The organism is Streptomyces sp. NPDC050509, assembly GCF_044457965.1.
Classification (GTDB): domain Bacteria; phylum Actinomycetota; class Actinomycetes; order Streptomycetales; family Streptomycetaceae; genus Streptomyces.
This window is the reverse complement of the sequence record NZ_JBITHL010000006.1, coordinates 168254-189505: the sequence shown is the minus strand read 5'-3', so window position 1 is coordinate 189505 and position 21252 is coordinate 168254. Positions and strand designations below refer to the sequence as shown.

Sequence of the window (21252 nt, the reverse complement as noted above, 5' to 3'; positions counted from 1 at the left end):
ATCACATAGATTATGGGGTAACCATCGGGCCTGCTCGCGAGTCTAAGAGGACGATGCCAGAAGAACGTCTTGGGGGACGTTCGATGGGATCGCATGGGATGTCTTGGGGGACGTCTCGTGCAAGCGATTGGCCGGGGCACGTGCACCGGGGAGCTTTGAGCGGCCCTCCCGTACGTACCCCGGTCCGACCGCCCGAGTAGCCACTGATGGTTACGTCAGACGCCCGGCCCGGATCCCGTGGGGGGAATCCGCACCGGGGATATGGAAAGCGCCCCGTTCGCCGACCCGTGGGGGGATCGGCGGCGGGGCGCTTTTCGCTCTGTCCGGCGCTGTACGAATCCGGCGTGGTACACATCCGGCGCTGTACGGCGCCGACGCCGCGCGGCAGGCGCGCGGCGTGTGCGGGAGTTCCGGTGTCAGCGGCCTTCGACCGGGACGAAGTCGCGCAGGACCTCTCCGGTGTAGATCTGCCGCGGACGGCCGATGCGCGAACCGGGCTCCTTGATCATCTCGTGCCACTGGGCGATCCAGCCGGGAAGCCGGCCGAGCGCGAAGAGCACGGTGAACATCTCGGTCGGGAAGCCCATGGCCCGGTAGATCAGACCCGTGTAGAAGTCCACGTTCGGGTAGAGCTTGCGCTCGACGAAGTACTCGTCGGCCAGCGCGTGCTCCTCCAGCTTGAGCGCGATGTCCAGCAGCTCGTCGGACTTGCCGAGCGCCGAGAGGACATCGTGCGCCGCCGCCTTGATGATCTTCGCCCGGGGGTCGAAGTTCTTGTAGACGCGGTGCCCGAAGCCCATGAGCTTCACGCCGTCTTCCTTGTTCTTCACCTTGCGGATGAAGGTGTCGACGTCGCCGCCGGACGCCTGGATGCCTTCGAGCATCTCCAGCACCGACTGGTTGGCGCCACCGTGCAGCGGGCCCCAGAGGGCGCTGATGCCGGCGGAGATCGAGGCGAACATGTTCGCCTGCGAGGAGCCGACCAGTCGCACGGTGGAGGTCGAACAGTTCTGCTCGTGGTCCGCGTGCAGGATGAGCAGCTTGTCGAGCGCGGCGACCACGACGGGGTCGGGCTCGTACTCCTGCGCCGGGACCGAGAAGGTCATCCGCAGGAAGTTCTCGACGTACCCGAGGTCGTTGCGCGGGTAGACGAACGGGTGCCCGATCGACTTCTTGTACGCGTACGCCGCGATGGTCGGCAGCTTGGCGAGCAGGCGGATCGTGGAGAGGTGGCGCTGCTTCTCGTCGAACGGGTTGTGGCTGTCCTGGTAGAACGTCGACAGCGCGCTGACCACGGAGGACAGCATCGCCATCGGGTGGGCGTCACGCGGGAAACCGTCGTAGAACCGCTTGACGTCCTCGTGCAGCAGCGTGTGCTGGGTGATCTCGTTCTTGAACGAGGCCAGCTCGTCGACCGTCGGCAGCTCGCCGTTGATCAGCAGATACGCCACCTCGACAAAGCTGGAGCGCTCCGCCAACTGCTCGATCGGGTAACCCCGATACCGCAGAATGCCCTGTTCACCGTCGAGATAGGTGATCGCGGACTTGTAGGCGGCGGTGTTGCCGTAGCCGCTGTCCAGGGTCACCAGACCGGTCTGAGACCGAAGCTTCCCGATGTCGAAGCCCGTATCACCGACGGTGCTGTCGATCACCGGGTAGGTGTACTCGCCGTCGCCGTACCGCAGTACTACCGCGTTGTCGCGTTTCTCGCTCACGTCATCCCTCACCGACGTAGTGCCTCTTCTTCGAGGTGCCCTGACTGTCTCTACCATCCCCCATTTGGCTCAGGAGAGTGCACTCGGGGTCGACCATTGGGCCTATTGGCGGCACTCAGTGCCGCCAACCTACTCATCCTGCCCCCTTGGCCCCGGTTTCGAAAGCCCGTGACCCCCGCGTCCGCCGCACGCTCAGCCCCGTACCGACAACCGGTGGCCGAGGGCGGTGAAGCGCCTGCCCGCGGAGACCGTGCGTACCGCCTGACCTATGGCCTTGCGCGAGCCGACCAGGACGACCAGCTTCTTGGCCCGGGTCACCGCCGTGTACAGGAGGTTGCGCTGCAGCATCATCCAGGCACCCGTGGTGACCGGAATGACCACGGCCGGATACTCGCTGCCCTGCGAGCGGTGGATCGTCACCGCGTACGCGTGCGCCAGCTCGTCCAGCTCGTCGAAGTCGTACGGCACCTCCTCGTCCTCATCCGTCAGCACCGTCAGCCGCTGTTCCTCCTGGTTGAGCGAGGTGACCACGCCGACCGTGCCGTTGAAGACCCCGTTCTCGCCCTTCTCGTAGTTGTTGCGGATCTGGGTGACCTTGTCGCCGACGCGGAAGACCCGGCCGCCCAGCCGCTTCTCCGGCAGATCGGGCCTGCCAGGGGTGATGGCCTGCTGGAGCAGTCCGTTCAGCGCGCCCGCGCCGGCCGGACCGCGGTGCATCGGCGCCAGGACCTGGATGTCGCGCCGCGGATCGAGCCCGAACTTCGCGGGAATCCGGCGTGCCGCCACGTCGACCGTCACCCGCCCCGCGTCCTCCGTCTCCTCCTCCACGAAGAGGAAGAAGTCGGACAGCCCCTCCGTGAGGGGATGCACCCCCGAGTTGATCCGGTGGGCGTTGGTGACCACCCCCGACTGCTGGGCCTGCCGGAAGATCCGGGTGAGCCTGACGCTCGGTACGGGGCCGCTCTCGGCGAGCAGATCGCGCAGGACCTCGCCGGCGCCGACCGACGGCAACTGGTCCACGTCCCCGACCAGCAGCAGATGCGCCCCCGGCGCCACCGCCTTGACCAGCTTGTTGGCGAGCAGCAGGTCCAGCATCGACGCCTCGTCGACCACCACCAGATCGGCGTCCAGCGGCCGGTCCCTGTCGTACGCCGCGTCCCCGCCCGGCCGCAGCTCCAGCAGCCGGTGGACCGTGGACGCCTCGGCCCCGGTCAGCTCGGCCAGCCGCTTGGCCGCCCGCCCGGTGGGCGCGGCCAGCACCACCTTGGCCTTCTTCGCCCGCGCCAGCTCCACGATCGAGCGGACCGTGAACGACTTCCCGCAGCCGGGACCGCCGGTCAGGACCGCGACCTTCTCCGTGAGCGCGAGCCGCACCGCCTGCTGCTGCTCGGGCGCCAGCTCCGCGCCCGTACGCCCGGCCAGCCAGGTCAGCGCCTTGTCCCACGCCACGTCCCGGAAGGCCGGCATCCGGTCCTTGTCCGTCCGCAGGAGCCGCAGCAACTGGGCGGACAGGGACAGCTCCGCCCGGTGGAAGGGCACCAGATAGACCGCGCTGATCTGCTCCTCCCCGCCCTCCGGCCCCGGCACCCGCTCCCGTACGACCCCCTCGTCCTCGGCGGCCAGCTCGGCGAGGCATTCGATGACCAGGCCCGTGTCGACCGTCAGCAGCTTCACCGCGTCGGAGATGAGCTGGTCCTCGGGCAGGAAGCAGTGCCCCTGGTCGGTGGATTGCGACAGCGCGTACTGGATGCCCGCCTTGACGCGCTCGGGGCTGTCGTGCGGGATACCGACGGCCTGGGCGATCCGGTCGGCGGTGAGGAAGCCGATCCCCCACACGTCGGCCGCCAGGCGGTACGGCTCGTTCCTGACGACCGAGATCGACGCGTCCGCGTACTTCTTGTAGATGCGGACGGCGATGGAGGTCGAGACGCCCACCCCCTGGAGGAAGACCATGACCTCCTTGATGGCCTTCTGCTCCTCCCAGGCCGCCGCGATCGACTTCGTCCGCTTGGGGCCGAGGCCCGGGACCTCGACGAGCCGCTTGGGCTCCGTCTCGATGATGTCCAGCGTCTCCAGCCCGAAGTGTTCGACGATCCGGTCGGCGAACACGGGGCCGATCCCCTTGATGAGGCCAGAGCCGAGATAGCGGCGGATGCCCTGGATCGTGGCCGGCAGGATCGTCGTGTAGTTCTCGCACATGAACTGCTTGCCGTACTGGGGGTGCGAGGCCCAGCGGCCCTCCATCCGCAGCGACTCGCCGGGCTGGGCGCCGAGCAGCGAACCGACCACGGTGAGGAGATCGCCGCCGCGGCCGGTGTCGACGCGGGCGACCGTATAGCCGTTCTCCTCGTTCGCGTACGTGATCCGTTCGAGCACGGCTTCGAGCACTGCGGGTTGGGACATGATCCGACGCTACCGCCAGCCTCCGACAGCGCGGCCGCCCTGTGGACAACTGGCGCCGCGCCGCACGCCACGGTGAACGCGCCGACGCGTACCCCCGTGCACGGCTCCCGAGCACTACACGAGCACTACAAGGGGCCCGGTCCGACGGACCGGGCCCCACGCGCTCCCCCTCCGACAGGGCTTTCAATCCCCCCGGATCAACCCCCCGAAAGCCCTGTTGACGTATACGACTCACGTCACCCCGGAAGGGTTGCACGGTTCCGCAGAGTTATTTTTTCTCCAGCGCGTGCCGCACGTACCGTTCCGCGGTCTCCGTGAGGAGTTCGACGCCGTCCCGCTGCCAGAGGTCGTCGTTGAACAGCTCCACCTCGATCGGGCCGGAGTAACCCGCCGCGTCGACCCGTTCGCGCCAGGCCCGCAGGTCGATCGCGCCGTCGCCGAGCTGGCCGCGCCCGTTCAGCACGCCGGCCGGGAGCGGTGTCGTCCAGTCGGCGAGCTGGAAGGTGAAGATCCGCTCGGCCGCGCGGGCGACCGCCGCGGGGGCCCGGTCGTCCCACCAGATGTGGTACGTGTCCACGGCCACCCCGACCTGGTCGGCGGGGAACCGTTCCGCCAGGTCGAGCGCCTGGTCGAGGGTGGAGACGACACAGCGGTCGGACGCGAACATCGGGTGCAGCGGCTCGATCGCCAGCCTGACCCTGCGCTCCGCCCCGTACGGCGCCAGCTCGCCCAGGGCGTCCGCGATGCGTTCACGCGCCGCGTGGAGGTCCTTGCCGCCCTCGGGGAGGCCGCCGGAGACCAGCACCAGGGTGTCCGTGCCCAGCGTCGCCGCCTCGTCGATGGCGGCGCGGTTGTCGGCCAGCGCTTCGGCCCGCCGTGCCGGGTCGACCGCGGTGAGGAAGCCGCCCCGGCAGAGCGTGGTGACCGCGAGCCCGGCGTCCCGTACGAGCTTGGCCGCGGCCTCGACCCCGTACGACTGGACGGGCTCGCGCCACAGTCCGACGCCCGGCACCCCGAGGCGTACGCAGGCCTCGGTCAGCTCGGGCAGGGCGAGCTGCTTGACCGTCATCTGGTTGATGCTGAAGCGCGTCAGGTCGCCCTGCGGCTCCGTCGCCGATCCGTCCGTCTGTCCGCCCACCGGTCCGCTCACTGTTCCACTCCGCCCACGTCGAGCAGGGATTTCATTCTGGCCGCGGCCACCGCGGGATCGGGGAAGAGCCCGATCCCGTCGGCCAGTTCGTACGCCCGCGCGAGATGTGGCAGCGAACGGGCCGACTGGAGGCCGCCGACCATCGTGAAGTGGTCCTGGTGGCCGGCCAGCCAGGCGAGGAAGACCACGCCGGTCTTGTAGAAGCGGGTCGGTGTCCGGAAAAGGTGGCGGGACAGCTCGACGGTGGGGTCGAGGAGTTCCCGGAAGCCCTTCGTGTCACCGGTGTCCAGGACCCGTACGGCCGTCGCCGCGAGCGGCCCCAGCGGGTCGAAGATACCGAGCAGCGCGTGGCTGAAACCCTGCTCGTCGCCCGCGATCAGCTCGGGGTAGTTGAAGTCGTCGCCCGTGTAGCAGCGCACGCCCTTCGGCAGCCGGCGGCGCAGCTCGATCTCCCGCTGGGCGTCCAGCAGCGAGATCTTGATGCCGTCGACCTTGTCGGGGTGTTCGGAGATGACCTGGAGGAAGGTCTCGGTGGCCGCGTCGAGATCGGCGCTGCCCCAGTACCCGTCCAGCGCGGGGTCGAACATCGGCCCGAGCCAGTGCAGTACGACCGGTTCCGACGCCTGGCGCAGCAGGTGGGCGTAGAGGTCCAGGTAGTCGTCGGGGGTGGTCGCGGCGGCGGCGAGGGCGCGGGACGCCATCAGGATGGCCTGCGAGCCGGTCTCCTCGACGAGCGTCAACTGCTCCTCGTACGCGGCACGGACCTCGTCCAGGGAATGAGGCCCCGGCGCGAGCTGGTCGGTGCCCACGCCGCAGGCGATCATGCCGCCGACCGACTTCGCCTCGGCGGCGGAGCGGCGGATCAGCTCGGCCGCGCCCGCCCAGTCCAGGCCCATGCCGCGCTGCGCGGTGTCCATGGCCTCGGCGACCCCGAGTCCGTGCGACCAGAGGTGGCGGCGGAAGGCGAGCGTGGCGTCCCAGTCGACGGCGGCGGGCTCGTCGGGGCTGATGTCGGCGTACGGGTCGGCGACGACATGGGCGGCGGAGAAGACCCTGCGGGAGGCGAGGGCGGCCCCGCCCTCGCTACCGGCCACTACGAAGGCGGCCGGTTCCGAGCGTGGCGTATAGGCACGCGATCCACCGCCCGGGGAAGGAAGCCGGAGAGTGGTCACAGCGTCAGCTCCGGTACGTCGAAGCGGCGGCCCTCGGCCGAGGAGCGGAGCCCCAGCTCGGCGAGCTGCACACCGCGCGCGCCCGCGAGGAGGTCCCACTGGTAGGGCTCGTCGAGGACGACATGGCGCAGGAACAGCTCCCACTGCGCCTTGAACCCGTTGTCGAACTCCGCGTTGTCGGGGACCTCCTGCCACTGGTCGCGGAAGGACTCGGTGGCGGGGAGGTCCGGGTTCCAGACCGGCTTGGGCGTGGCGCTGCGGTGCTGGACCCGGCAGCGGCGCAGCCCGGCGACGGCCGAGCCGTGGGTACCGTCGACCTGGAACTCGACGAGTTCGTCGCGGTTGACGCGGACGGCCCAGGAGGAGTTGATCTGGGCGACGGCGCCGCTGTCCAGTTCGAAGATGCCGTACGCCGCGTCGTCGGCCGTCGCGGCGTACGGCTTGCCGTGCTCGTCCCAGCGCTGCGGGATGTGGGTGGTGATGTGCGCCTGGACGCTGGCGACGCGCCCGAAGAGCTCGTGCAGGACGTACTCCCAGTGGGGGAACATGTCGACGGTGATGCCGCCGCCGTCCTCGGCACGGTAGTTCCAGGAGGGCCGCTGGGCGTCCTGCCAGTCACCTTCGAAGACCCAGTAGCCGAACTCTCCCCTGATGGAGAGGATCTCGCCGAAGAAGCCGCCGTCGATGAGGCGCTTGAGCTTGAGCAGCCCCGGCAGGAAGATCTTGTCCTGGACGACGCCGTGCTTGATCCCGGCGGTGCGGGCCAGCCTGGCCAGTTCCAGGGCGCCTTCGAGATCCGTGGCGGTCGGCTTCTCGGTGTAGATGTGCTTGCCCGCGTCGATCGCCTTCTTGATGGCCTCCACGCGGGCGGAGGTGACCTGGGCGTCGAAGTAGATGTCGATCGTCTCGTCCGCCAGGACGGCGTCGAGATCGGTCGACCACTCCGTGAGGCCGTGCTGTTCGGCGATCTCCTTGAGGGCGTGTTCCCTGCGGCCGATGAGGACGGGCTCGGGCCAGAGCGTCTCGCCGCCCCCGAGGTCGAGTCCGCCCTGTTCGCGGATGGCGAGGATGGAGCGCAGCAGGTGCTGTCGGTATCCCATCCGCCCGGTGACGCCGTTCATGGCGATCCGCACTGTCCTGCGTGTCACGAAGTTCCTCCATAGGGCCGTGGCAGCCGTGGCGAGCGATATGGCCGTATGGCCGTAGCAAGCGCTTTCTATGAGGTAAGAAGCTAGCCTGCGACAGCGGTCCGGACAAGAGCCCGGCCCCGATCACCGCCCGAACTCACCCGTACCCCTCGGAGGAAAGCGATGACAGTCACCCTGGCGGATGTGGCGGCCCGCGCCCGGGTGTCACCCGCCACCGTCTCGCGCGTGCTGAACGGCAACTACCCGGTCGCCGCCGCCACCAGGGAGCGGGTGCTGCGGGCGGTGGACGACCTGGACTACGTACTGAACGGCCCCGCCAGCTCGCTCGCCGCCGCCACCTCCGACCTGGTGGGCATCCTCGTCAACGACATCGCGGACCCGTTCTTCGGGATCATGGCCGGGGCGGCGCAGACCGAGATCGGCGGGCAGGAGGGGACCGGGCGCGCGGGCGGCGAGAAGCTGGCCGTCGTCTGCAACACCGGCGGATCCCCCGAGCGCGAACTGACGTATCTGACCCTGCTCCAGCGCCAGCGCGCCGCGGCGGTCGTCCTCACCGGCGGGGCGCTTGAGGACCCCGAACACATCGCGGCGATGGCCACCAAGCTGGCGAAACTCGCGGACGCGGGGACCCGGGTGGTGCTGTGCGGACGGCCACCCCTGCCGGGCAGCGACTCGGCCGTCGCCTCGCTGGCCTTCGACAACCGGGGCGGCGGACGGAGGCTGACGGAACATCTGCTGGCGCTCGGGCACCGCAGGATCGGCTATGTCGCGGGACCGATGGAACGGACGACGACCAGGCACCGGCTGGAGGGGCACCGGGCAGCGCTGGAGGCCGCGGGGGCCGGCGACAACGGGGGTGGACGGCAGGATCCGCTGACGGTGCACGGTCCGTACACCCGCAGGTCGGGGTACGAGGCGACGCTGGAGCTGCTGCGGCGCGCGCCGGATCTGACGGCGGTGGTCGCGGCGAACGACACGGTGGCGCTGGGCGCGTGCGCGGCGGTGCGCGAGCGGGGGCTGCGGATCCCGGAGGACATCTCGGTGGCGGGCTTCGACGACCTGCCGTTCTCGGTGGACGCGACCCCGGCACTGACGACCGTACGGCTGCCGCTGCACGAGGCGGGGGCGCGGGCGGGCCGGCTGGCGATGGGGATGGAGACGCCGCCGCCGGGCGGGATCGCGACGATCGCGGCGGAGCTGATGGCGCGGGCATCCACGGCGCCGCCCCGGTCGGGCTGAGGGGCACCGGCGGGCGGGTGCCGGACTCGCGGGGACGGGGCGGGCGCGGAGTCGCGGGGACGGGGCGGGCGGCGAGTCACGGGGCGGCGGGGCCGATGACACCGCCCGGGCGGGGCTGGTTGGCGAGTGGACGCCAAAGCGCCGAGAGGCCTTGCCGGGGATCAGCGACCCGGCATACCGTTGACTCAGTCAAAGGTAGGTCCTGGCGAGCGTCCGGAGGTGGACCATGGCTGTGCAGGAAATGCGTGCGTTCAACCGCTTTTACACGAATCTGATCGGCGCGCTGGACTACGGCAAGCATCTCTACACGCCGTACACCCTCACCGAGTCGCGGGTGCTGTACGAGCTGGCCCACGCGCCGCGGACCGACGCGGCCGATCTGCGCGCCGAGTTGTCGCTCGACGCCGGATATCTGAGCCGTCTGCTGACCAAGTTCGAGCGGGACGGCCTGGTCGGCCGCGCGCCCTCCGAGGAGGACGCGCGGCGGCAGCGGATCACCCTCACCTCGCAGGGGCGCGAGGCGGCGACGCTGCTGGACGAGCGGTCGCGGGAGGCCGTGGTCTCGCTGCTCGACCGGGTCGAGCCGCAGCGCCGTCCCGAACTCGCGGACGCGTTGCGGACGGTGCGGAGCATCCTCGGTACGGACGGAGCCGTGGCACGCGGCGGGCGGGGCACACCCGTCCTGCGCGAACCGGCACCGGGCGAGCTGGGCTGGATCGTGCAGCGCCACGCCGCGGTGTACGCGGCGGAGTACGGGTTCAACACGGAGTTCGAAGGGCTCGTCGCCCGGATCGTCGCGGACTACGCCCAGGACCACGACCCCCGGCTGGAGCGGGTGTGGATCGCCGAGATGGACGGCACACCGGTGGGCTCGATCATGTGCGTGAGGGACGACGAGCCGGGCGTACGGGGCGACGACGGCGGACCGGTGACCGCCAGACTCCGCCTTCTCCTGGTCGAACCCGAGGCCCGGGGCCACGGTGTGGGTGAACGCCTGGTCGGCGCGGTGGTGGATTTCGCCCGCGAGGCGGGGTATGAGGAGGTGACGCTCTGGACCAATGACACACTCTCCGCCGCCCGCGTTCTCTATCAGCGTGCCGGATTCACCCTCGTGGCCGAGCAACCGCACCACTCGTACGGGGCGGACCTGATAGGCCAGGACTGGCGGCTTCTTCTCAAGGAAGGGGCCGCCGCACGCCAGAAAGGAACACCACAGTGAAGTTCGCTTTCTCCACCCTCGGAGTCCCCGGCCTGCCCATCCCCGAGGTCGTCTCCCTCGCCTCCGCGGCCGGCTACCAGGGAGTCGAGCTGCGCACGCACCCGGAGGAGCCGGTGCACCGGGGCATGGGCCGCCGTGACCGCGCCCTGGTGGTCGAGGAGTTCGAACGGGCCGGCGTCGAGATAGTGGGGCTGGCCGGGTACGCCCGGGTGGCCAAGGCGGATGTGGACGAGGACCAGTTGCGCCAGGAGCTGGAGGAACTGCTCTCCCTGGCGCGGGATCTCGGCGCTCCGTTCGTCCGCGTCTTCCCCGGCGGCGGCGACCAGCCCGCCGACGAGGCGGACACGCTCGCGGCGCGGCGGCTGGCCGCCGCCGCGGAGACGGCCACGGACTACGGGGTACGCATCCTTCTGGAGACCCACGACTCGCACCGCACGGGCAAGGACGCGGCCCGCGTGCTGGGACCGGTCGGACATCAGCAGGTGGGGGCGCTCTGGGACGTGATGCACACCTGGCTCGGCGGTGAGTCCCCGATCACCACCCACGGCATCCTCGCCCCGCACCTGGGCTACGTCCAGGTGAAGGACATCGCCTCGGCCGAGGACACCACGCCGCTGCCGCTGGGAGCGGGGGTGCTGCCGCTGGGCGAGTGCCTGGCGCTGTTGGATGACGACGCCTGGGTCTGCTGGGAGTACGAGAAGCGCTGGTACCCGCAGGCGGCGGACCTCCCCGAGCTGCTGGCGCCGGGGCGGGCGTATCTGGAGGGGCTGATACGCGAGCACCGCTGAGGGAGCGGGGGTCCCGCCCCGTTCACCTGGTCAACGTCTCCGGCGGAGCGCCGCTCCCGGGCTCGGCGGCCATCCGCCGGACCGGGGTCGGCGGGCGCGGCACGGTGACCGGAAGGCTGACCGGAGGGCTGTCCGGGACGCCCTGGTCGTCGGCCTTCCCCGTGCGGCTCCCGGAGCCGCCCCGCGACAGCGACGCCAGCGCCACTCCCCCGACCAGCAGGGCCGCCGCGCACCAGCGCAGCAGGCTGACGGACTCGTGGAGCAGTACGGCCGCCGAGGACATCCCGAAGACGGGCACGAGCAGCGAGAAAGGAGCGACGGACGAGGCCGGGTAGCGGCGCAGCAGATAGCCCCAGGCGCCGAAGCCGAAGACGGTCGTGACCCAGGCCACGTAGAGGACGGTGCCGGCGCCGGACCAGTCCAGCGCCCGCAGCGCGGCCAGGTCCGCGTCCGGGCCCTCGAAGAGCAGGGAGAGCCCGAGCAGCGGCAGGACGGGGACGACGGACACCCACACCATGAAGTTCAGGGCGTCCGGCGGGGACGCCTGGCGCGTGAGCACGTTGGAGACGCCCCAGCAGGCCGCGGCGGCGATGACCAGCACGAAGGCGAGCACCGGCCCCGAGGTTCCCTCATCGGCCGCCGCGACCGCGATCCCGCCGAGCGCGATCCCCATCCCCAGCAGCCGCACCCGCCCCGGCCGCTCGCCGAGGGCCACCGCGGCGAACAGCAGGGTGAAGACCGCCTGGACCTGGACGACGAGGGACGAGAGGCCGGCCGGCATACCCCGGCTCATCCCCACGAAGAGCAGCCCGAACTTGGCCACGCCCAGCACCAGACCGACCCCGATCACCCACCTCCACGCGACCTTCGGCCGGCCCACGAAGAAGACGGCGGGGAGCGCGGCGACCAGGAAGCGCAGGGCGGAGAAGAGCAGCGGCGGGAAGTGGCCGAGGCCGACCTCGATGACGACGAAGTTGACCCCCCAGACGGCGGCCACCAGGACGGCGAGGGCTTTGTGTGCAGTACGCATACGGAGAGGATCACCGACCCTGACCATGTAGCACCAGCGAACATTTCTTCATGGTTGAATTGAGCGTTGCTTACGATTCCGTGATTCTGTGATCCATCAATTCCGTCAGTTCCGTCAGTTCCGTCATTTCCATCAGTTCCGTGATTCCGCGAATCCGCTTCCCAGGGGGCGACCATGCTCGATCTGGCCCGGCTGCGCGCGCTGCACGCCGTCTCCGTGCACGGCTCCGTGGCGGCGGCCGCCTCCGCCCTCGGCTACACCCCCTCGGCGGTGTCGCAGCAGATCACCAAGTTGGAGCGGGAGACCCGTACGACCCTGCTGGAGCGGCGCGGGCGCGGGGTCGCGCTCACGGACGAGGCCCGGCATCTCGCCTCCACCGCCGAGGAGTTGCTCGCCCTCGTCGAGCGCGCCGAGACCACGCTGGAGGAGCGCAGGGGGCAGCCGACCGGGCAGCTCGTCGTCGGCGCGTTCGCGTCCTCGGCGCGCGGGCTGCTCCCCGGCGTGCTGGCGGAGCTGGCCGAACTCCACCCCACCCTCGATGTCCGGCTGCGCGAGATCGACCCGCATCTGTCCATCGATCTGGTCGCCCGCGGCGCCCTCGACCTCGCCGTCGCCCACGACTGGGACATCGCCCCGCTGCCCGCCCCCGAGGGCGTGGAGCAGGCGGTCATCGGGGACGACCTGTGCGACGTACTCGTCCACGTCTCGCATCCACTGGCCGACCGCCCCTCCGTCCGCAGGGAGGATCTGGCGGGTGAGCGCTGGATCTGCCAGCCGCCGGGCACCGTCTGCCACGACTGGCTGGTCCGTACGTTGCGCGCGGCGGGCTGCGAGCCGGATCTCGCGCACCAGGCGGAGGAGAACCACACCCAGGTCGCGCTGGTGGCGGCGGGCCTCGGCATCGCCATGATCCCCCGGCTGGGGCGCGGACCGCTGCCCGAGGAGGTACGGGCGGTCGCCCTGGAACCGGTGCCGATACGCCGGCTCTACGCCCTGTGGCGCACCGGTGCGGCCCGGCGCCCGGCCGTCACGGCGGCGGTGGACACCCTGCGCCGCCACTGGCCGAAGGTCGCCACAGCCGCGGCCACGACCACAGCCCCGGCCGACGCGGCCGACCGCCTTGGGTGGCAGATCTCTTGACCGGCAGTTACTTTCCGGATAACCGTGAACCCCTGGAAGTTTCCTTCACTTCCCTCGCAGCACACGGCCGGAAGGAGCACCCGTGCACGACCGGACCATCTCCAGACGCGCTCTCCTCACCGCAACCGCCGTAGCGGCGGCTGCCGTTACCACCTCGACCGCCGCCGCTTCCCCCGCCTCCGACCGGACCCCCGTCGCCCTCCGCGACCGGCTCCGCCGTCTCGTCGCCCGGATGAGCCTGGAGGAGAAGGTCGGCCAGCTCTTCGTCATGCGGGTGTACGGGCACTCCGCCACCGACCCCGATCAGGCCGACGTCAACGCCAACCTGGCCGAGATCGGCGTCCGCAACGCCGCCGAGCTGATCTCCACGTACCACGTCGGCGGGATCATCTACTTCGCCTGGGCGCACAACACCCGCGATCCGCACCAGATCGCCGGGCTCTCCAACGGCATCCAGCGGGCCGGGCTGGCCCAGCGCACCCCCCTGCCCCTTCTGGTCGCCACCGACCAGGAGCACGGCATCGTCGCCCGGGTCGGCAAGCCCGCCACGCTGCTGCCGGGGGCGATGGCGCTCGGCGCGTCCCGTTCGCACTCGGGTGCCCGCGAGGCCGCCCGGATCGCCGGGGCCGAGCTGGCCGCGATGGGCATCAACCAGAACTACGCGCCGGACGCGGACGTCAACGTCAATCCGGCCAACCCGGTCATCGGCGTACGGTCCTTCGGTGCCGATCCGGGGGCGGTGGCGGGGATGGTCGCCGCCCAGGTGACGGGATATCAGAGCGCCGGGATCGCCACCGCGGCCAAGCACTTCCCCGGGCACGGTGACACGACCGACGACAGCCACACCTCCCTCCCCACGATCCACCACACGCGCGAGCAGTGGGCAGAACTGGACGCTCCGCCCTTCCGCGCGGCGATCGCCGCCGGTGTCACCTCGATCATGACCGCGCACATCGTCGTCCCGGCCCTGGACCCGAGCGAGGACCCGGCGACCCTCTCGCACCCCATCGTCACCGGCATCCTGCGCGAACAACTCGGCTACCGGGGCGTGGTGGTCACGGACGCGCTCGGAATGGAGGGCGTCCGGCAGAAGTACGGCGACGCCCGCGTCCCGGTCCTCGCGCTCAAGGCGGGCGTGGACCAGTTGCTCAACCCGCCGGACCTCAAACTCGCCTGGAACGCGGTCCTGACGGCGGTCAAGGACGGCGAGCTGACCGTACGGCGCATCGAGGAATCGGTTCTGCGGATCCTCGAACTCAAGGAGCGGCTCGGGCTGTTCCGCGATCCGTACGTCACCGGCCGCGATGTGGACCGTACGGTCGGCACCCGCGCCCATCTCGCCGCCGCCGACCGGATCGCCGACTCGACGACCACCCTGCTGGCCAACGCGCGCGGGCTGCTCCCGCTGAGCCGCCGCCGGGAGCGGAACCTGCTGGTCGTCGGCGCCGATCCGGCCTCGCCCTCCGGAACGACCGGGCCGCCGACCACCGTCCTCGCCACCGCCCTGAACGAACTGGGGTTCAGCGCCACCGCCCTGTCCACGGGTACGGCGCCGACCGCCGCCAGGATCGAGGAGGCGGTGACGGCCGCGCGGGGCAAGGACGCGGTCGTCGTCGCCACGTACAACGTCTCGGCCACCAGCTCGCAGCGCACGCTGGTCAGCGCGCTGGCCGCGACCGGGGTGCCGGTCGTGACCGTCGCGATCCGCAACCCGTACGACATCGCACGGCTGTCCGGCGTCGCAGCCTCCCTCGCCACGTACTCCTGGACGGATGTCGAGCTGCGCGCCGCGGCACGGGTGATCGCGGGGCGGGTCCGGCCCAGGGGGCTGCTCCCCGTTCCCGTACAGCGCGCGGACGATCCGGCCCGCGTGCTGTACCCGGTCGGCCACGGCCTGAGCTACGGAGCTACGGAGCTACGGAGCTAGGACGTTACGGAAGTCACTGAGCTGACGTTACGAAAGTCACTGAGCTACGGGCTACGGGCTCTACTGAGCTACTGAGCCGGAAAAGCGAGGTGGGGAGTCACCGGCCGGCGACTCCCCACCCCACCCTTCAGGAGTTACGGGCGCAGCGCGTGCTCCCGCTGCATCTTCTGCTGGTCGAGCTTGCTGTTGTACGGCGCCAGCGGCTTCGCCTTCGCCGCGTCCGCCTGGACCGCGGCGGGGGCGACGCCCGCCCACTCCAGGATCCTGGCCGTGGCCTTCGCCTGCTGGTCGGGCACGAGACCGGCGACATTGGCGCCGTGGTTGGCGCCCGGCGCGACGTACACGTAGCTGTCGCGCGCGCCCTTCCCGAGGCGGAAGGGCTCGGCGCCCCACGGGTCGTTCTGTCCGTACACGAACAGCATCTGCTGTGCGTGGTGGCGGACCCAACCGTCGACGACGGGCATCGCCAGCGGGTTGAACCTCATGGGGATGGAGCGCGGTACGAAGTTCCGCGGCGCCTGGTAGCCGTACCGGCTCAGCTTGCCCAGGTGCGGCAGCTTGATGGAGGGCGAGCCCAGCTCGGTGCCCGCCTGGTAGTAGTACGGCGTGTACGGCTCAAGGCCCTGGTCCGTGTAGAAGGAGAACCCGGAGATCGAGTCGATGACGTCGTAGATCTCCTGGTCGGAGGCGGTGGCCTCCGGGATGTACGCGCAGTCGGACTCCGCGCTGTACTGCCAGAACGCCCAGACGAAGTCGAGGACCACGGCTTCGTACGCCTTGTCGAGCGAGCCGACCGTCGTGAAGGTCGCGCCCTCGGCCTGCGCCCACTCCTGGTACCGCTTCTCCAGCGGCGCGCGCCGGACGAGCGCCTCGCGCTGCACGGCGTTGAGCCGGTCGCGGCACTCCTTGGTGCCGACGCGCTCGAAGAACCGGTCGTACGCCGAGTCCTCCTTGTTCACCACGTCGTTGGGCGCGACGTACGCGACGACGCCGTCCATGTCGCGCGGGTAGAAGCGCTCGTAGTACGTGGCGGTCATGCCGCCCTTGGAACCGCCCGTGGCGAGCCACTTCTTGGCGTAGATCTTCTTCAGTGCGGTGAAGATCCGGTGCTGGTCACTGGCCGCCTGCCAGATCGTCAGCTTCGACCAGTCGGCCGGCTGCGGCCGGGACGGGGTGAAGAACCGGTACTCCAGCGAGACCTGGTTGCCGTCGACGATCCGGGTCGGCTCGCTGCGGCTCGGGTTGGTGGAGACGTTGTAGCCGCTGGTGTAGAAGACCGTGGGGCGGCTGGTGTCCTTGTGCAGCAGCGTGAGGCGCTGCTGGAAGGTGCCCTTGGACGGATTCCGGTGGTCGACCGGCTGGGTGTAGTTGAGAACGAAGTAGCGGTACCCCTCGTACGGCTTCTCCTGGATCAGACTCATCCCCGGGATCGCGAGGATACGGTCCTTGATGTCGGCGGTATCGGCGACACCGGTGGCACCAGTGGCATCAGCGGTACCTGTGGGGGTGGCGGCGGTGGCCGCTCCCGCCGTGGCCGCGCTTGCCGTGGTCACGGTGCCTATGACCAGTACGAGCGACAACACCCATCTCAGCGCCTTGCGCATTCACGCTCCCTGTGTTCATGACAGACGCCGTGAATTTAGCCGGATCCGCACCCGACCCGCCAGACCCGCACCCGCCAGACCCGCACCCGACCCGCCGGACCCGCACCCCCGTTCAGCAGAGGATCCAGCCCGTGGAGCCCTTCTTCCCGGAGACCACGCCGGAGGCCCGTACGCAGCGGTTCAGCGCGTGCACCGTGACCGGCCCCGCCTGGCGCGTGTAACTCCCCTTGTCCACCAACGGGTTTCCGCCGCGCGGCTGGAGACTGACCGACATGGCGCGCTTCTTGCCCGGGTTCTTGGCGACGGTGATCGCGCAGGCGTAGCCGCGCGCCTTGTAGACGCGCAGTTCACCGGTGGCGAAGGGCACGGTCTTCTCCGGCCGCCCCGAGCAGACGGACGCCGCCTCGGCGCCCGGCGCCCCCGGGGCACCCACCACGAGGGCACCGGTGGCGGTCAGGGTCGCCAGACAGTGCAGCAGGACCCTGCGCGCCCCGCCGCCGTCGAATCCGAACACGCGCCCTCCAGGAGTATGTATGTGGACGTGTGTACGACGCCTGCGGCGGCCCGGATGGTTGCGGTGATCCGGATGGTTGCGGTGATCCGGATGGTTGCGGTGATCCCGGTGATCCCGGTGATCCCGGTGGTCCTGGCGATCCCGGCGGTCCAGGTGGTCCCAACGGTCCAGGTGGTCCCGGTGGTTGCGGAGGGACGAGGGTTACGGAGCGGACCGCACCCGGCTCATGAGACGACCGCGGGCTCTTCTTCCCCGATGAAGCTCCGCCACAGCCGCGTGTACCGGCCGTCCAGCGCGAGCAGTTCCTCGTGCGTGCCGTCCTCCACGACCCGCCCGTGGTCCATCACGACCACGCGGTCCGCGCGCGCCGCGGTGGTCAGCCGGTGCGCGACGACCAGCGTGGTACGGCGGCCCGCGAGCCGGTCGGTCGCCTGGTTGACCAGTGCCTCGCTGGCGAGGTCCAGTGCGGCGGTCGCCTCGTCCAGCAGCAGGATGTCCGGGTCGACCAGTTCGGCGCGGGCGAGCGCGATGAGCTGGCGCTGCCCCGCCGAGAGGTTACGGCCGCGCTCGGCGACCTCGTGGAGGTAGCCGCCGTCCAGCGTGGCGATCATCTCGTGGGCGCCGACCGTGCGCGCCGCGGCCTCCACCTCCGCGTCGGTCGCCTCGGGGCGCCCGTACGCGATGGCGTCCCGGACCGTACCGGCGAAGAGGTACGCCTCCTGGGGCACGACGCCGAGCCGGCGGCGGTACGCCGTCAGGTCCAGGTCGCGCAGGTCCGTACCGTCCGCCGTGACCCGGCCGCCGGTCGGGTCGTAGAACCGCGCGACCAGCTTGACCAGCGTCGACTTGCCCGCGCCCGTCTCCCCGACGAAGGCGACGGTCTGCCCGGCCGGGATGCGCAGGTTCACGCCCTTGAGCGCGGTCTCCCCCTCGACACCCGAGCCGCGGTCCACACCGCCTTCCACGCCGCCATCCGTCTCCGTCCCGCCGTCCGTCTCCGTCCCGCCGTACGCGAAGTCGACGTCCTCGAAGGCGATCTCACCGCGCAGCGACAGCACGTCGAGGGCCTTCCTCGGGGCCGCCGTCGAGGTCGGCTCCCGCAGCAGTTCCTGGATCCGGCCGAGCGAGACGGTCGCCTGCTGGTAGCCGTCGAAGACCTGCGAGAGCTGCTGCACGGGGGCGAAGAAGAGGTCGATGTAGAGGAGGTACGCGACCAGCGCGCCCGTCGTCAGCGTCCCGGCCTCCACCCGTCCCGCGCCCACGATCAGCACGGCCGCCGCGGCGACCGACGACAGGAGCTGGACGAAGGGGAAGTAGACCGATATCAGCCACTGGCCGCGTACCCGCGCCGCGCGGTAGTGGTCGCTGCGGGCGGCGAAGCGCTCGCGGCTGTCGCCCTCGCGCCGGAACGCCTGCACGATCCGCAGCCCGGACACGGACTCCTGGAGGTCGGCGTTGACGACGCTGATGCGCTCGCGCGCCAGCTCGTACGCCTGGACGCTCTTGCGGCGGAAGAAGACCGTACCGACGATCAGCACGGGCAGCGTCGCGAAGACGACGAGCGCCAGCTCCAGGTCGATCACCAGCAGCACGACGAGGATGCCGGCGAAGGTGACGACGGAGACGAACGCGGTGACCAGCCCGGTCTGCAGGAACGTCGACAGGGCGTCGACGTCGGTGGTCATCCGGGTCATGATGCGGCCGGTCAGCTCGCGCTCGTAGTAGTCGAGTCCGAGCCGCTGAAGCTGCGCGAAGATCTTCAGGCGCAGGGAGTAGAGAATCCTTTCGCCGGTGCGGCCGGTCTTGCGGGTCTCGCCGATCTGCGCCGCCCACTGGAGCACGACGGTCAGCAGGCCCAGCGAGGCGGCCACCCAGACCGCGCCGAGCGCGAGCTGTTCGACGCCCTGGTCGATGCCGTGCCGGATGAGGACCGGCAGCAGCAGCCCCATCCCGGCGTCCACGGCGACGAGCGCCAGGCTGACCAGCAGCGCCGGCCAGAAGCCGCGCAGCAGCCTGCGCAGTCCGTACGACTCCTCGGCGGCGACGGCGCGCGCCTCGTCGACCTCGGGGACGTCGGTGGCCGGGGGCAGCGCCTCGACCTGGGCGAGCAGTTCGGGGGTGGCGCCGGGGGCCGCCGTGTCACCGGCGACGGTGTCGTCCCGTACCCAGAGGGCGGGGGTGACACCGCGCTCCGCGTCGAACTCGGCGTCTATCTCCTGCTGGACCTGGTCGACCTGCGGAGCGGTCTGGAGGGCGAGGTCGTCGGCCGGGCGGCCGTCCGTCACCGGACAGCCGTCCTCGGTACGCGCCTGCGCCGCGTCGGCCGCACCGCGCGCGCCCCCCGGCGAGGTGCCGGTCAGTTCGTCGGGCTCGGTCAGCAGCCGCCGGTAGAGCGCGGAGCGCCGCTGGAGCTCCTCGTGGGTGCCGACGTCGGAGAGCCGTCCGTCGTCCAGTACGGCGATACGGTCGGCCAGGCCGAGGGTGGAGCGGCGGTGGGCGATGAGCAGGGTCGTGCGTCCGGCCATCACCGCGCGCAGCGCCTCGTGGATCTCGTGTTCCACGCGGGAGTCGACGGCGGAGGTGGCGTCGTCCAGGACGAGCAGCCGGGGGTCGGTGAGGATCGCGCGGGCGAGGGCGATGCGCTGGCGCTGGCCGCCGGAGAGGGTGAGGCCCTGTTCGCCCACCGTGGTGTCGTAGCCGCCGGGCAGTTCGCTGATGAAGCCGTGGGCCTGGGCGGCGCGGGTGGCCCGGACGATCTCCTCGTCGGTGGCGCCGGGTTTGCCGTACGCGATGTTGGCGCGGACGGTGTCGGAGAAGAGGAAGCTGTCCTCCGGTACGAGGCCGATCGCGGAGCGCAGCGAGTCGAGGGTGAGTTCGCGGACGTCGTGGCCGCCGACGAGAACGGCGCCGTGGGTCACGTCGTAGAAGCGGGGCAGCAGGAGCGAGAGGGTGGACTTGCCGCTGCCGGAGGCGCCGACGACGGCGACTGTCTCGCCGGGGGCCAGCTCCAGCGAGAAGCCGTCGAGGACGGGGCGGCCGTCCTGGTACGCGAAGGACACGTCGTCGAACTCGACGGACGCCTCGGCGTCGGCCGGGAGCCGCTTCGTGCCGTCCTGGAGGGTGGGCTCGGTGTCGATCAGCTCCAGTACGCGTTCGACACCGGCGCGGGCCTGCTGGCCGACGGTCAGGACCATGGCGAGCATCCTGACGGGGCCGACGAGCTGGGCCAGATAGGTGGAGAAGGCGACGAAGGTGCCGAGGGTGATCTGGCCCCGGGTGGCCAGCCAGCCGCCGAGCGCGAGCATCGCGACCTGGCCGAGTGCGGGGACCGCCTGGAGGGCGGGGGTGTAGCGGGAGTTGAACCGGATGGTCCGCAGCCGGCCCGCGAAGAGTTTCCGCCCGGCCTCGCGGAGCTTCCCCGTCTCCTGGTCCTCCTGGCCGAAGCCCTTGACGACCCGGACCCCGGAGACGGCGCCGTCCACGACCCCGGCGACGGCGCCGGCCTGCGCCTGCGCGTACCAGGTGGCGGGGTGCAGCTTGGTACGGCTGCGGCGGGCGATGTACCAGAGGGCGGGCGCGACGGCCAGGGCTATCAGGGTGAGCGGCGGCGACAGCCACGCCATGATCACCAGGGACATCAGGAAGAGCAGGACGTTGCCGATGGTCATCGGCAGCATGAAGAGCAGCCCCTGGATGAGCTGGAGGTCGCTGGTGGCGCGGCCGATGACCTGCCCGGTGGAGAGGGTGTCCTGACGGCGTCCGTCGAGCCGGGCGATCGTGGCGTACATGTCCGTACGGAGATCGTGCTGGACGTCGAGCGCGAGGCGTCCGCCGTAGTAGCGGCGGATGTAGGTCGCCACGTAGACGACGAGCGCGGCCGCGATGAGCAGCCCCGTCCAGACGAGGAGCGAGCGCTGTCCCGACCCGATCACCTCGTCGATGACGACCTTGGTGATCAGCGGGACGAGGGCCATCACCGCCATGCCGGCGAGCGACGATCCGAGCGCGAGCACCACGTTGCGCCGGTACCGCCACGCGTACCCGGACAGCCGCCGTGCCCAGCCCTGCTCTGCCGACGCCTCCGCCACTACGTGCCTCCTGATCGTGCTCACCGTGCTGATCCGATGATCGTCCTGATCCGGCCGATCGTCCTGATCTGCCGGAAGGCACCAACGCGGGCGACGGCGGATTTCATCCCTCCGC

Annotated in this window: 14 protein-coding genes; 5 read left to right on the top strand and 9 right to left on the bottom strand. The window is 70.8% G+C overall.

Annotated features, from left to right (window positions below; genetic code table 11):
* Positions 1–416: 416 nt before the first annotated feature.
* From ACIBJC_RS19025 to ACIBJC_RS19005, 5 genes are all read right to left on the bottom strand, one after another.
* Positions 417–1715: a citrate synthase gene (locus ACIBJC_RS19025; RefSeq protein WP_329826993.1), complete on the bottom strand. Its 1299-nt coding sequence runs from the start codon at positions 1713–1715 to the stop codon at positions 417–419.
* Between the two features lie 192 nt (positions 1716–1907).
* Positions 1908–4118 carry an ATP-dependent RecD-like DNA helicase gene (locus tag ACIBJC_RS19020; RefSeq protein ID WP_399293583.1) on the bottom strand — a complete coding sequence of 737 codons (2211 nt, stop codon included), beginning with the start codon at positions 4116–4118 and terminating at the stop codon, positions 1908–1910.
* Positions 4119–4386: 268 nt separating this feature from the next.
* Positions 4387–5187, bottom strand: coding sequence for a sugar phosphate isomerase/epimerase family protein (locus ACIBJC_RS19015; protein ID WP_399294254.1), 801 nt, complete (start codon positions 5185–5187; stop codon positions 4387–4389).
* Positions 5188–5264: 77 nt separating this feature from the next.
* On the bottom strand, positions 5265–6440 hold the full coding sequence (locus tag ACIBJC_RS19010) for a dihydrodipicolinate synthase family protein (RefSeq protein WP_399293580.1): 1176 nt from the start codon (positions 6438–6440) through the stop codon (positions 5265–5267).
* Positions 6437–7588, bottom strand: a complete 1152-nt coding sequence (locus ACIBJC_RS19005; RefSeq protein WP_329826990.1) for a Gfo/Idh/MocA family oxidoreductase — start codon at positions 7586–7588, stop codon at positions 6437–6439. Before ACIBJC_RS19005 ends, ACIBJC_RS19010 begins: the two co-directional genes overlap by 4 nt.
* A 162-nt stretch (positions 7589–7750) precedes the next feature.
* On the opposite strand from ACIBJC_RS19005, the gene ACIBJC_RS19000 reads away from it, so the two are divergent.
* The 3 genes from ACIBJC_RS19000 to ACIBJC_RS18990 all read left to right on the top strand — a co-directional run bounded on the left by ACIBJC_RS19000 (position 7751) and on the right by ACIBJC_RS18990 (position 10834).
* Entirely contained in the window at positions 7751–8827 is a 1077-nt protein-coding gene (locus ACIBJC_RS19000; protein WP_399293577.1) for a LacI family DNA-binding transcriptional regulator, read from the top strand.
* A gap of 226 nt (positions 8828–9053) precedes the next feature.
* Positions 9054–10046: a GNAT family N-acetyltransferase gene (locus ACIBJC_RS18995; RefSeq protein WP_399293574.1), complete on the top strand. Its 993-nt coding sequence runs from the start codon at positions 9054–9056 to the stop codon at positions 10044–10046.
* Positions 10043–10834, top strand: coding sequence for a sugar phosphate isomerase/epimerase family protein (locus ACIBJC_RS18990; RefSeq protein WP_399293571.1), 792 nt, complete (start codon positions 10043–10045; stop codon positions 10832–10834). The genes ACIBJC_RS18995 and ACIBJC_RS18990 overlap by 4 nt, the downstream gene beginning before the upstream one ends.
* 22 nt (positions 10835–10856) lie before the next feature.
* Here the strand turns inward: ACIBJC_RS18990 and ACIBJC_RS18985 are convergent, their stop codons facing one another.
* Positions 10857–11864 (bottom strand): EamA family transporter, encoded by a 1008-nt coding sequence (locus tag ACIBJC_RS18985; RefSeq protein ID WP_399293569.1) that lies wholly within the window; start codon positions 11862–11864, stop codon positions 10857–10859.
* Positions 11865–12038: 174 nt separating this feature from the next.
* Between ACIBJC_RS18985 and ACIBJC_RS18980 the strand changes: the two genes are divergently transcribed.
* Both ACIBJC_RS18980 and ACIBJC_RS18975 read left to right on the top strand, forming a co-directional pair.
* On the top strand, positions 12039–13004 hold the full coding sequence (locus ACIBJC_RS18980) for a LysR family transcriptional regulator (RefSeq protein ID WP_399293567.1): 966 nt from the start codon (positions 12039–12041) through the stop codon (positions 13002–13004).
* An 82-nt stretch (positions 13005–13086) separates the two neighbouring features.
* Positions 13087–14931: a glycoside hydrolase family 3 protein gene (locus ACIBJC_RS18975; RefSeq protein ID WP_399293564.1), complete on the top strand. Its 1845-nt coding sequence runs from the start codon at positions 13087–13089 to the stop codon at positions 14929–14931.
* A 134-nt stretch (positions 14932–15065) separates the two neighbouring features.
* Here the strand turns inward: ACIBJC_RS18975 and ACIBJC_RS18970 are convergent, their stop codons facing one another.
* From ACIBJC_RS18970 to ACIBJC_RS18960, 3 genes are all read right to left on the bottom strand, one after another.
* On the bottom strand, positions 15066–16535 hold the full coding sequence (locus ACIBJC_RS18970; RefSeq protein ID WP_399293561.1) for a S28 family serine protease: 1470 nt from the start codon (positions 16533–16535) through the stop codon (positions 15066–15068).
* A 112-nt stretch (positions 16536–16647) separates the two neighbouring features.
* Entirely contained in the window at positions 16648–17049 is a 402-nt protein-coding gene (locus ACIBJC_RS18965; protein ID WP_399293558.1) for a hypothetical protein, read from the bottom strand.
* Between the two features lie 224 nt (positions 17050–17273).
* On the bottom strand, positions 17274–21137 hold the full coding sequence (locus ACIBJC_RS18960) for an ABC transporter ATP-binding protein (protein ID WP_399293555.1): 3864 nt from the start codon (positions 21135–21137) through the stop codon (positions 17274–17276).
* Between the last annotated feature and the right edge of the window lie 115 nt (positions 21138–21252).